9 protein-coding genes and 1 pseudogene are annotated in these 11,603 nt (G+C 73.7%); 3 read left to right on the top strand and 7 right to left on the bottom strand.

The window, feature by feature from the left end; translation table 11 throughout:
- Nucleotides 1-137: 137 nt before the first annotated feature.
- A complete protein-coding gene (locus M8C11_RS02005; protein WP_120569470.1) occupies nt 138-1,139 on the bottom strand; it encodes a glycoside hydrolase family 11 protein in 1,002 nt (333 codons plus the stop codon).
- 512 nt (nt 1,140-1,651) lie between these two features.
- Between M8C11_RS02005 and M8C11_RS02000 the strand changes: the two genes are divergently transcribed.
- A complete protein-coding gene (locus M8C11_RS02000) occupies nt 1,652-3,229 on the top strand; it encodes a ricin-type beta-trefoil lectin domain protein (protein WP_252448071.1) in 1,578 nt (525 codons plus the stop codon).
- 31 nt (nt 3,230-3,260) lie between these two features.
- Here M8C11_RS02000 and M8C11_RS01995 read toward each other — a convergent pair whose 3' ends face one another.
- The 5 genes from M8C11_RS01995 to M8C11_RS01975 all read right to left on the bottom strand — a co-directional run bounded on the left by M8C11_RS01995 (nt 3,261) and on the right by M8C11_RS01975 (nt 8,563).
- On the bottom strand, nt 3,261-3,740 hold the full coding sequence (locus M8C11_RS01995; protein WP_252448070.1) for a hypothetical protein: 480 nt from the start codon (nt 3,738-3,740) through the stop codon (nt 3,261-3,263).
- Nucleotides 3,741-3,785: 45 nt separating this feature from the next.
- Complete coding sequence (locus tag M8C11_RS01990) at nt 3,786-5,438, bottom strand: class I adenylate-forming enzyme family protein (RefSeq protein WP_374666766.1); 1,653 nt, start codon at nt 5,436-5,438, stop codon at nt 3,786-3,788.
- Nucleotides 5,439-5,554: 116 nt separating this feature from the next.
- The gene (locus M8C11_RS01985) at nt 5,555-6,319 is read right to left on the bottom strand and encodes an ABC transporter permease (RefSeq protein WP_121685341.1); all 765 of its coding nucleotides are present in this window, start codon (nt 6,317-6,319) and stop codon (nt 5,555-5,557) included.
- 23 nt (nt 6,320-6,342) lie between these two features.
- The gene (locus M8C11_RS01980; protein WP_252448069.1) at nt 6,343-7,317 is read right to left on the bottom strand and encodes an ATP-binding cassette domain-containing protein; all 975 of its coding nucleotides are present in this window, start codon (nt 7,315-7,317) and stop codon (nt 6,343-6,345) included.
- 85 nt (nt 7,318-7,402) lie between these two features.
- On the bottom strand, nt 7,403-8,563 hold the full coding sequence (locus M8C11_RS01975) for a glycosyltransferase (protein WP_252448068.1): 1,161 nt from the start codon (nt 8,561-8,563) through the stop codon (nt 7,403-7,405).
- Nucleotides 8,564-8,634: 71 nt separating this feature from the next.
- Here M8C11_RS01975 and M8C11_RS01970 point away from each other — a divergent pair, with 71 nt between their 5' ends.
- Both M8C11_RS01970 and M8C11_RS01965 read left to right on the top strand, forming a co-directional pair.
- Entirely contained in the window at nt 8,635-9,573 is a 939-nt protein-coding gene (locus M8C11_RS01970; RefSeq protein ID WP_252448067.1) for a 3-oxoacyl-[acyl-carrier-protein] synthase III C-terminal domain-containing protein, read from the top strand.
- A 20-nt stretch (nt 9,574-9,593) separates the two neighbouring features.
- Nucleotides 9,594-10,751, top strand: a complete 1,158-nt coding sequence (locus M8C11_RS01965; RefSeq protein WP_252448066.1) for a 2-hydroxy-acid oxidase — start codon at nt 9,594-9,596, stop codon at nt 10,749-10,751.
- Here the strand turns inward: M8C11_RS01965 and M8C11_RS01960 are convergent.
- Nucleotides 10,680-11,564: pseudogene (locus tag M8C11_RS01960) on the bottom strand (aminotransferase class I/II-fold pyridoxal phosphate-dependent enzyme); the annotation flags it as partial. The gene M8C11_RS01965 and the pseudogene M8C11_RS01960 sit on opposite strands and share 72 nt — an antisense overlap.
- Nucleotides 11,565-11,603 lie beyond the last annotated feature (39 nt).

Raw genomic sequence — 11,603 nt, 5'->3', positions numbered from 1 at the left:
GACGACCTTAGTCCGCTCTTTTGGAATGAATCAAGTTTTTGCGCGGGTGTGTCGGCTGTCACACGACAGTGGTCCGGGCACGCGAAAACGGGGGTTCCGCGCGCCTGGCGCGCGGCACCCCCTCCCCGGAAGAGGGCTCAGGCGGCGGAACAGCTCGCCGTCGGTGTGTTGCTGTTGCCGTTCTTGTAGAGCGTGATGCCGAAGTTGTTGCCGTTGCCGTTCGGGCGTGCGGTGAGCGTGCCGCTGGTGCCGCTGACGGACGCGTTCCAGCTGTTCTGGAGGCTCTGCCCGCCCTGGGTCTGGATGCTGACCACCCAGTTGCTGGTGCCGCTGACCGAGAAGGTCACGTTGAACCGGTCGCCCCACTCCTCGGCCCGGCTGACGCTGACCGTGCAGCCACCGTTGTTCGGCGGCGGGGTGGTCGGGTTGCCACCGCTGGTCCCGCCGATCGTGATGTTGGAGTTGCCGCTGCTCTGGTAGCCCTCGGTGGCCAGGATCTGGTAGTCGTGCGAGCCGAGGTTCATGCCGTAGCGCGACCAGGCGTCGAAGTGGTTGCCGGCGGTGATGGTGCCGCCCACGCGCTTCGACTGCCGGACGCTCCAGTACTGGTAGAACGTCCGCGTCCCCTCGATCGAGGGGGCGTTGACCCGCTGGGTGCGGTAGACGTCGTACGTGCCGCCGTCGGAGGACACCGAGCCCATGTAGCCGCTGCCCGGCGGGCGCCAGCTGCCCCAGCTGTCCACGATGTAGTACTCGACGAGCGGGTTGCGCGTCCAGCCGTAGAGCGTCAGGTACGCGTTGCCGGACGGGTTGAAGCTGCCGGAGTAGCTGACCGTCCGCCGCCCGCCCGGGTTCCAGCCCTTGCCGGCGACGAAGTTGTTGATGTTGCTCCACTGGGTGCTGTACTGACCGCCGTTGCCCATGGTCATGGACACGTTGCCACTGTCTTTCCAGAAGGAATAGAAGTAGCCGTTGTTGGTGCCGGTCGAGTTCGACGTGACGGTGGTGTCGGCGTAGGCCGGACCTGACGTGACCGCCGTCGCCCCGGCGGCGATCAGCGCCACGGCGCAGGCTCCGCCGAGGACCATCCTGAGGCGTCCGCGCCTGCGGATGCCCGTGCGGACGGGGGCGTCTTTCATGGACGGGTTTCCTCCCTGTGACGGCTGGCGGGCGGCCAGCCGGGTGGCGCGAGCCGCGGTGTGCTCGCCCGCCCGCGGACGGCGGGACCGGGGCGACAACCGCGCCACGGTGGTGGTCGGACATCGACGTCAATCGAGATACGCCGATGGCCACAGTATTGGAGGCCCGGTTCATCCTGTCAACAAGTTCCGGAAATGTTGTGGTAACCCGTCTCCGAGCCCTGAACGGGCGTTACGGCTGCCGGAAAGGGCGTCCGATCAGCACCGACGGACCGGCGGCAGCCGCTGGGCCACCGTCTGAGGCGATGAATCTCCGAAACTTTTCGGGCTCGTTCCGGATCAACACCGTCGCCGCGGATGCCGGGACGGGGGCGGCCGGACCGTCCACATTTGACGGCTCGCCGGTCGGTCGGTTCAATGACGGCCGGACCGGAGTCGGACCCGATTCCGGCCGGGTGAACCGAGGACGTCGCGCACCCGTCCGGCGTACGTCATCACCGGAAGGACCGCCTGTGACAGCCGATGCCCGCGGCCCGCGCCCGCGCCGGATCCCGCGCGGCCTGGTCGCCGCCGGCGCCGCCGGGCTGGCGGCGCTGATCCTGGTGGTCGCCGCCCTCAGCGGGACCGTCGCCGCCGCCCGTGACGACGAACCGGCCGGGCGGGCCGTCTCCGCCGAGCACCTGACCGCGATCCGGACCGCGGCCCGCGCCTGCCCCGCGCTGACCCCGGCACGGCTGGCCGGGCAGCTCATGGCCGAGTCGGGTCTGGACGGGCGGGCCGAGCGGACCGCGTCCGGCGGCCGCGGACTGGCCGGCCTGGACGACGAGCGGTGGCGGACCTGGGCGCCGTGGCCGGACGCGCGGCGCACGGACGCCGCCGCCAACATCCTCGCGCTCGCCCACCACATGTGCGACCTGGCCGGGCAGCTGCGCGCGGCGGCAGTCCCCGGCGACCCGTGGCGGCTGTCGCTCGCCGCGTTCCACACCGGCTTCGACGCGGTCCGCGAAGCCGAGGGGGTGCCCTCGGCAGCGGTCCGGTACGTCGACGAGGCGAGCCGGTACGCCGCCTACTACGGGCGGCAGGACGGCTTCGCCGAAACCGGCCCGGCGGGCGGCGAGGCCGAGCGCCGGCAGCCCAGGGCGGTCCCCGCCGCGTACGTCCGCCTCGTGGTGCGGGCCGGCTCGGTGTGCCCACAGGTGCCGCCGGCCACTGTCGCCGCCCAGCTCATGGCCTCCTCCGGCTTCGACCCGAACCTGCTCGGTGACGGCGGCCGCAAGGGCGTCGCCCAGTTCCGGCCCGAGCTGTGGCGTGCCCACGGGCCGTCCGGCGCCTCGCCGTGGGATCCGCAGGCGGCCGTACCGGCGGTCGGCGCCACGCTCTGCGCGCTGCGGCGGGAACTGGCCGCGCTCGACGGCGATCCGGACCTGCTGGCGCTGGCCGCGTACCGCGACGGGACCGACGCCGTGCGCCACACCGGCGGCGACTTCGACGCCGGGACGCAGGCGTTCCTGCGTACGGTCCGGGAGTTCGCCGACTTCTACGCCCTCGACGGCCGGCTGCGCGGCACGCCGGCGAGTTCCGGCGCACCCGCCACCCCGACGCCCACGACCAAGCCGCCGTCCTCGTCGGTCACGCGCCCGTCCACGCCGACGCCCACCGCGGGCACGTCGAAGGAGCCGGAGAAGCCGTCCGCACCGGTCCGCCCGGCCGGCGCGAAGCAACTCGTCGGCAAGGAGACCGGGCTGTGCGCGAGCGGCGGCAGCGGGGACGGCGTACGCGTCGTCCTGCGGGCCTGCCGGGAGGAGCGTGCCCAGTGGTGGACGTTCGCGTCCGACGGCAGCGTCCGGGTCAACGGCGACCTCTGCCTGGACGTGGCCTGGGGCGAGAAGCGCGACGGCGTACCGGTGCAGACCGCGTGGTGCAGCGGCAACCCGGCGCAGAAGTGGGAGTGGATCGAGAGCCAGGGCCGGCGGTCGCTGTTCAACCGGGCGACCGACCGCTGCCTGGACGTCGACGGGCACGCCGCGGGCGCGCCGCTGAACGCCTGGACCTGCGTGTTCAACGTGAAGCAGACCTGGTCGCTGCGCTAGCCGCGCGACCAGGTCCGCCGGCCGGCCCGTCTCAGGGAGTCGTGCTCAGGGCCAGTCCGAACACCCCGCAGCAGCCGACGCCGAGGACTGCGAGCAGGATCAGCATGACGCTGTAGTTGGACCACATGCCGAACCGGGTGACGTCGGTGCCGTACCCGTCGTAGACCCGGTTGCGCCACCCGCCGAAGCGGAACGCGAGGTGGTGCGCGGCGCCCGGCTGCACCGCGAGCGTCGTGGTGACGATCGGGACGCCCATGAAGTCGGTGTACCGGACGTCGTGCGCGCCGGCCGGCACCGCGACGTGCCAGGTCCCCTCGCCGGGGATCGCGACCACCTGGCGGTTGATCTTGAAGCGGCTGGTCACCGGCACGGGAATCACGTACGGCCCGCGGTTCACCGAGACGACGAGCACACCGCAGCCGGGCGGCGGGGTGATCGGGTGCGGGTAGGCGATCAGCGGGCTGACCCCGCCGGGCATCGGCGGGTACGGCTGCGAGGGGAGGTAGGACACGGCTGGATTCTGGCACGGCCACGCCAGCCGTCGATCTCCCGCCGGTCAGCCCGCACCCGGCGCTCCGGTGTCGGCCAGTAGCCGCTGTCGCATCAGGAACTTGCGGACCTTCCCGGTCGGCCCCGTCACCACGTCGTCGTCGGGGACCGTCACCACCCGGCGCAGCGTCGCGGCCACCGCCGGCCCCAGCGCGGCCCGGACCCGGCCGGTCCGGTCCTGCGCCGGGTCGGCGTCGTCGGCGAGCAGGAGCAGCACGTCGGTGACGGTCGTGCCGTCCTCCCCCGTCGCCGCGAGGACGGTGCAGTCGCGGACGTCCGGGCAGTGCCTGAGGATGCGCTCCTCGGACAACGCGGTGTACAGCCAGGTGCCGCCGCCCAGGTCGACCGCGTCGCTGGCCCGGTCGACGTGGTGGTAGTCGCCGGCCGCGTCGCGGTACATCAGGTCACCGGTCAGGTAGTAGCCGCCCAGCCGGGTGCGGTACGTGGTGACCGAGTCGTTCCAGTAGCCGAGCGCCAGCGTCGGCGACTTGAGACCGACGTGCCCCACCTGCCCCGGCGCGACCTCCTCGCCGGTGTCCATGTCGAGCAGCGCGATCTCGGCGAACGGGTACGGCCTGCCGACGCAGCGGTCGTAGCGGTCGCTGCCGAGCCGGTGGGTGATCCGGAACGCGCCGTGGCCCATCTCGGTGGAGCCGAGCATGTCGACGAACTTGGAGCCGGGCACGTCGACCATGCCCTCGCGGGTGTACGCGGGGTGGCTGCCGACCGCGACCAGCCGGCGTACGTGCGCCTCGTGCGCGCAGTCACCGGTGTTGAACCAGTTGCGCACCGAGCTGAGGTCGCGGGTGGTGAGGTCGACCCGGGCCAGCTCGGACCAGGTCACCGCGAAGCCGAAGACGCCGGTGGGTCGCCACCGCTCGATCGCGTCCAGGATCGTCTCCGCGCTGCGCTCGAACGGACCGCCCTGCGCGGACAGGCACAGCAGCTGGTAGCCGTTGCAGAGCGCCTGGTTGAGCGTGATGATGCCGGCGGCGTGCGCGGCCGGCAGCGCGGACATCTCCCGCACCTCGCCGTACGGCCGGGACTCGGTGAGCCGGACCGCGCGGATGGCGGCGAACAGGCCGTGGTGCGAGTGGACGATCGCCGCCGGAACCCGGGTGGTGCCCGAGGAGTGGGTGATGACCACCGGATCCCCGGGGTGGTGCCGGTGGTGCGGCGGCGCCTGCGCCGGGTCGCCGGTGCCGGTCTGCGCCGCGTCGCCGAGGATCTCCACGCCGAGGTCGTGCTCGGCCAGGGCGGCGTGGTCGGCGTCGACCAGCACCCCGGTTCCGCGCAGCCGCCTGACGAACTCGGCGGCCAGCGGGATCGGCATGTTGCCGTTCATCAGCGCCGGGATCGCGCCGAGCCAGGTCAGCGCCAGGAAGTTGAGGAACACGTCGGGCGCGGAGGTCACGTACACCGCGACCGGGTCGGCGCGGCGGACGCCGCGCGCCCGGAACCAGGCGGCCCGGGCCGCGACCCGTTCGGTGAGCGTCGCCAGCGACAGTGGCGTCCAGGCGGGGATGCCGTCGACGTCGGCGTCGAACGTCACCCGGGGCATCTCCATGTCGGCGCCGTGCTCGGCCAGCCGGAGCAGCACGTTGCCCGCGCCCAGCTCCATGTCGGCCGCCAGCGTCGCCCGGAAGTTGTCGGCACCCAACTCGTCGCCTCCTCAGCTGACACGCGTCACGGCCGCGCCCCGTACCGGCCGCCGAGCGGGGACACGATCAGGCTAGAGCGCCCGCCACGCTGAGACAATGGTCGATGTACGAGCGGTCAGGAGACGTCGCGGTTGAACAGGTGCGACGACCAGAACAGACTGGCGGCGGCCAGCCCGGACATGATGAGCGCGCCCTGCCACACCACGTTCTGGGTGATCTGGCCGGCGAACAGCGCCCGCATGCCGTCGGTGGCCCAGGCGAACGGGTTCCAGACCGCGACCCGCTGGATCCACATCGGTGCCAGCACGAGCGGGATGAGCACGCCGGCGAGCAGCGACACCGGCTGCCCGACGGTGTTCACCAGCACGCCGAGGCTGTTCTCGTTGCGCACGAGCAGCGCGATGTCGTACGAGATCGAGGTGCTCAGCAGCACCATCACCGACAGCAGCGCGTACGACACCAGCAGGTTGGCCAGGTGCACGCGCAGGCCGAACGGCAGCGCCACCAGCGTGACCACCACGGCCTGCACCACGTTGAGACACACGTGCATCAGTGCCCGGCCCAGCAGCAGGCCGGTCCGGCTCACCGGCGTCACCCGGCACCTGTCGATGATGCCCGCGCGCAGCGCGCTGAGCAGCCCGTACCCGGCGAACAGGCCACCGAACAGGCCCATCGCCACGAACAGGCCCGGTACGTAGATGCGGTACGCGTCGGCGTAGGTCGAGGCGCCCCGGTCGACCATCACCACCTTGAGGAACGGCGCGAAGAGGATCAGGTAGGTGATCGGCTGGGCCAGGCTGAACGCGACCATCACCGGGTTGCGCACCATCAGGCCGGCCTCCTGCTGGAAGATCAGCCAGGTGTCGCGGACGAGCTTCACGCCGTACTCCTCTCGGCGTCCGGTCACTCGGCGAGCGACCGGCCGGTCTTGGCCAGGAACACGTCGTCGAGGCTGGGCCGGCGGGCCTCGATCGCGCCGGGCTCGATGCCCCGGTCGTAGAGCGCCCGCATGATCTGCGGAATGGCGGTGGCGGCGCTGTCCACGTAGAGCCGCAGCGTGCCGTCGACCGGCTCGGCCGCGTGCACGTACGGCGCCTCGGCCAGCAGCTTCGTCGCGGCCGGCAGGTCGCCGGTCTCGCCCGCGACGTCGGCGGCGGCGAAGTCGACGGCGACCACGTCGCCGGAGATCTCCCGTTTGAGCGCCGACGGGGTGCCCTCGGCCACGATCCGCCCGGCGTCGATGATCGAGACCCGGTCGCAGAGGCTGTCGGCCTCGTCCAGGTAGTGCGTGGTGAGGAAGATGGTCATGCCCTCCTCGCGCAGCCGCCGTACCTCCTGCCACATCCGGACCCGGCTGGGCGGGTCCAGCCCGGCGGTGGGCTCGTCCAGGAACATGACCTGCGGCGAGTGGATGACGCCGAGCGCCACGTCGAGGCGGCGGCGCTGCCCGCCCGAGTACGTCTTGATCTTGCGGTCGGCGAAGTCGTCGAGCTGGAACGCCCGGATCGCCCCGACAGCCAGCTCCCGGGCGACCGACTTCGACAGCCCGTGCATCCGGGCCTGGAGCACCAGGTCCCGCCGGGCGGTGGAGTCGTCGTAGGTGCCGCTGGCCTGCGCCACGAAACCGATCCGCCGTCGGACCTGCGCGGGCGCGCGCAGCAGGTCGACACCGGCGATGGTGGCCGCTCCCCCGCTGGGCCGGATCAGCGTGGCGAGCATCCGCAGCGTGGTGGACTTGCCCGCGCCGTTCGGGCCGAGGAAACCGACGATCTCGCCGCGCCCCACCGCGAAGTCGACACCGCGTACCGCGTCGACGGTGGTGGTGCCGCGCCCCCGCCCGACCCGGAAGGACTTGCGTAGGCCGGTGGCCTCGATCATCGAGCCTCCTCGTGCGGCACGACGCCTGCGCGGGTGCGTCAGGTCAGGCTAGTTCGGCCCCGACTGTTGGACAACGGTCGATGCGTCAGGCGCCGGGGGCCGTCCGTGCCAACGCGGCGAGGTGTGCCGCCGCCGCGCGGGCGCCGCCGGCCGCCGCGAACGACTTACCCACCCGGCGCGCCCCCGTCCGGTACGCGGGTTCGTCGAGCACCGCGCTCAGCACGGCGGTCAGCTGCGCCGGAGTCGCCGAGTGGAAGGAGACCTCCAGGCCGGCGCCGGCCCGGCGCACCTGACGCGCCACCGCCGGGTGGTCGTGCCGGATCGGCGCGACCACCACCGGCACGCCGTGGGCCAGCGCCTCGGACACGGTGCCCAGTCCGCCGTGGGACACCAGCGCGTCCAGCCGGGGCATCAGCTCCAGCACCGGCACCCGCGGCGCGACCAGCACGTGCGGCGGCGGGTCGGGCACCAGGCCGGCGGCGGCGGTGAGGACCACCTGTACCCGGTCGGCGAGCGGCGCGGTGGCCGCCGTGATCCGCCGGTAGAAGTCGGCGGCCAGGTGCTCGGCCATCGTCCCGACCGTGACCAGCACGTGCCGACGGCCGGGATCCCACTCCTGCCAGGCGAACGCGGGCGCGTTCGGCCGCCGTCCCAGCGCCGGCCCGGTGAGCACGCAGCGCGGCGGAAGCGGCACCGGGCCGGTCAGCGCCGTCGTGGTCAGGCCGATCACGAGGTACGGCGAGAAGCGCAGGTCGATCGTCTCGTCCACCGGCACGTCGGTCATCGCCCACACCCGGCGGACCTGGGCGTCCACCCAGTCGGTGAACTCGGGCATCTCCTCGGTCGGCGGGGTCAGCTCCAGCATGCCGACGCAGAACGTCGCCCACGGCAGCCGGCGGCGGTGCGCGGCCAGCGCGCCCGCGAGCGCGTACTGGTCGGCCACCACCACGTCCGGCCGGTACCGCTCGACCGCCGCGTCGGCGGCGTCGCGGACGAACCGGTTGGCGGGCAGCACGTGCCCCTCCCAGAGGCTGCGCACCGAGGCCGCCCCGGACGCCCCGTCGGGCCGGTAGTAGCGCTTGCCGGTGGGGAACAGCGCGGCGTCCGGGCCGACGAGCGGGTGCAGGTCGCTGCGCGGCCCGACCCAGGCCACCTCGTGCCCGGCCGCCTCCAGCTCCTGGGCGATGGCGACCGGGGCGTGCAGATGGGACTCCACCGGCAGCACGACGAACAGGAAGCGAGCCACGTCGATATGATCGCACGCGCGTTGACATCCACCTGTGTCACTGATCTGATCCGTGGCGTGACGGTACGCGTATGACGGCGATCGACGCCGTCTCGGTGTTCCTGCCGCAGCGCCGGGTGCCGGTCGAGAGCCTGGCCGCGCCGCTGGGCCTGAGCGACATGCAGGTCCGCCTGTTCCGCCGCTTCCACGGCCTGACCGAGGTCCGCCGCGACCCCGGGCTGTCCCTGACCGACCTGCTGCTGCGCGCCGCGGCCGGCCTCACCGCGCTGTCCGCGCTGCGGCGGCGGGTGCGGTTCGTGGTGTACGGGCGGGCGTTCCCGGTGGTCACCCCCTATCCGGTCAACCCGCTGCACGAGGTGTGCCGCATGCTCGGGCTGGGCCACGCGCTCGCGTTCACGCTCACCCAGCAGTCCTGCGCGAGCGCGCTGGCCGCGGTCGACGTGGCCGGGCGGCTGCTCGCGTCCGAACCGGACACGCCGGACGGTCCACCGCTCGCACTGGTGCTCACCGGGGAGAAGGCGTTCACCCGCGACGCCCAGTTCATCCCGGAGACGTCGGTGTTCAGCGAGGGCTCCTCGGCCTGCCTGCTCAGCGCCGGTGGGGGCCGGGACCGGCTGCTCGCGTACGCCTGCCACCAGCGGGGCGAGTTCGACGTGGCAGGCGGCGAGTCCCCGGCGCGGTTCCAGCGGGCGTACCGGCCGGCGCTGGCCGAGGTGATCGGCCGGGCGCTGGACCGGGCCGGCACCGGGCTGTCCGAGCTGCGGCTGGTGCTGCCGCACAACGTCAACCTGATGACCTGGAAGCGGCTGTGCCGGCTGATCGGGCTGCCGCTGGACCGGGTGCTGCTGGACAACGTGACCGAGACCGGCCACGTGTTCTGCGCCGACGCGTTCGTCAACTACCGCACCGCCCGGGAGCGCGGCCTGCTCCGGCCGGGTGACCGGTACCTGGTCGCGGCGGTGGGCGCCGGGGACGGCGCGACGTTCGCCGCCATGGTGTTCGAGCACTGACCGGCGGACGGGAGGTCACCATGGACGACGGGCTGCGCCTGCTGCGGGCCGCGCGGCACACCGTCACCGGCCCGGCCGCGCTGCTCGGCGATCCCGCGCTGCGCGGCCGTGCCGCCGAGTACGTGGCGGACCTGACCCGGCCGTACGGTCTGCGGGTGCCCGACGGTCTGTTCGACGCGCCGCCGGGGGCGCTCGGGCAGTCGTACGGGGAGATGGCCGCCGAGCTGATCCCGGCCGTCGTGCCGCCGGACGAGCCGGTGGACGTGCTGGTGCTGGCGTTCGCCGTGCACGACGTGCTGCCCGGGCGGGCCACGGCGGCGTACCTCAGTCACGTGTGCCCGGGCACGCCGATGTCGTTCGCGCTCTGCGACCAGGGATCGGCCGCGGCGTTCACCGGGCTGCGGATCGCCCGCGAGTACGGGTGCCGCCGCGCCCTGCTGGTCACCGTCGAACAGGCGGTCCTGCCGTACGACGCGGGGGTGCCCGTGCCGGCCCGCCACCGGGCCGTGGCCATGCTCTGGGGCGCGCTCGCCGACGACGGCGCGCACCGCGGCGACGGCCACGCGACCGGCGGCACCGCGCGGCGCGGCGACAACGGCGCGACCGGCGGCGACGGTGGGGCCGGCGGCGACGGTGGGGCCGGCGGCGACGGTGGGGCCGGCGGTCCCGAGCGGATCGCGCTCGGCGGCGGGGCGCGGGTGACCGCGCTGCGCCAGCACGCGGACGTCCGGGCGGACGACGTGGCCGCGCTCGCGGCGGGCGAGGTGCGCGAGCTGACGGCCGGACGTACCGATGTCGCGGTCGTGCTCGGCGCGGACCTGGCCGCCGCGTGGCCCGGCCACCGCGATGACACGGTCACCACCGGTCCGGCGAGGCAGCCGTCCACGGGCCTCTGGTGGGCGCTGCTGGACCGTCTGGCCGGGGACGCGGCGCGGCCCCGGCCGGTGGTGGCGGCCGACTACGAGCCCGGCCTGGGCTACCTGAGCGTGGTCGCGCTGGAGCCGGTCGGACGGTCAGAGCCCGTCGGCGAGCGCCGCGCGGACGAACGCGAGCAGCCGCTCGTTGGCCTCCGGGGAGCCGACGGTGATCCGGACCCCGGCGCCGGGCAACGCCATGACCAGGATGCCCGCCTCCCGGGCGCGCTCGGCGAACGGCACGGCCCGCTCCCCCAGCGGTAGCCACACGAAGTTGGCCTCGCTGGGCGCCACGGTGAGCCCGAGGCCGCGCAGCGCGCCGATCAGGCCGGTACGTGCCGCCACCAGTTCCGTGCACCGCCGGGTCAGTTCCGCGCCCACCTCCGGTGTCAGGCTCGCCGCCGCCGCGGCCTGGGCGAGCGCGCCCGGGAAGAACACCGCCCCGGTGAGCGCGGCGGCCCGGGTGAGGCGGGGCGGCACCACGGCGTACCCGACGCGCAGCGCGGCCAGCCCGTACGCCTTGGAGAACGTGCGCAGCACGCAGACGTTGTCGTACGCGCGGTACAGGTCCATCCCGTCCGGTGAGCGCGGGTCGGTGACGAACTCGCGGTACGCCTCGTCGACGATCACCGGGACGTCGGCCGGGACGCGGTCCAGGAACGCCTCGACGTCGTCGCGGCGCAGCGCCGCCCCGGTCGGGTTGTTGGGGTTGCACAGCAGCACGCACCGGGTCCGCTCGGTGACCGCGTCCGCCATCGCGGGCAGGTCGTGGTCGTACCCGTCCATCGGGACCGGCACGGCGCGGGCGCCGGCGTTGCCGATGATCAGCGGGTAGCCCTCGAAGGACAGGGCCGGGTGGACGACGTCCGGGCGCGGCCCGAGGGACTGCACGAGATGCTGGCACAGGCCGGCCGAGCCGGGGCCGACGAGGATCGCCTCGGGGCCGACGCCGAGCCGCGCCGACAGCGCGGCGACGAGCGCCGACGACGTGCGGTCCGGGTAGCGCTGGAGCGTCGCGGCGGCGTCCTCGACCACCCGCCGCACCCCCGGTAACGGCGGGTAGGGCGTCTCGTTCATGGACAGGTCGGCCGGCGGTTGCGTCCCGACGGCGGTGGC

Origin of the sequence: Micromonospora sp. CPM1 (assembly GCF_023896895.1) — a bacterium.
GTDB lineage: Bacteria > Actinomycetota > Actinomycetes > Mycobacteriales > Micromonosporaceae > Micromonospora > Micromonospora tulbaghiae.
Note: the sequence above shows the minus strand (reverse complement) of the source record. Positions and strands in the feature narration are given on the sequence as shown.

Bases quoted from the DNA above. Each gene is read 5' to 3' on its own strand.
- M8C11_RS01970 (WP_252448067.1), top strand. From the start codon at position 8,635: ATGACGGCGATCGACGCCGTCTCGGTGTTCCTGCCGCAGCGCCGGGTG.
- M8C11_RS01980 (WP_252448069.1), bottom strand. From the start codon at position 7,317: ATGATCGAGGCCACCGGCCTACGCAAGTCCTTCCGGGTCGGGCGGGGG.
- M8C11_RS02005 (WP_120569470.1), bottom strand. From the start codon at position 1,139: ATGAAAGACGCCCCCGTCCGCACGGGCATCCGCAGGCGCGGACGCCTC.
- M8C11_RS01965 (WP_252448066.1), top strand. From the start codon at position 9,594: ATGGACGACGGGCTGCGCCTGCTGCGGGCCGCGCGGCACACCGTCACC.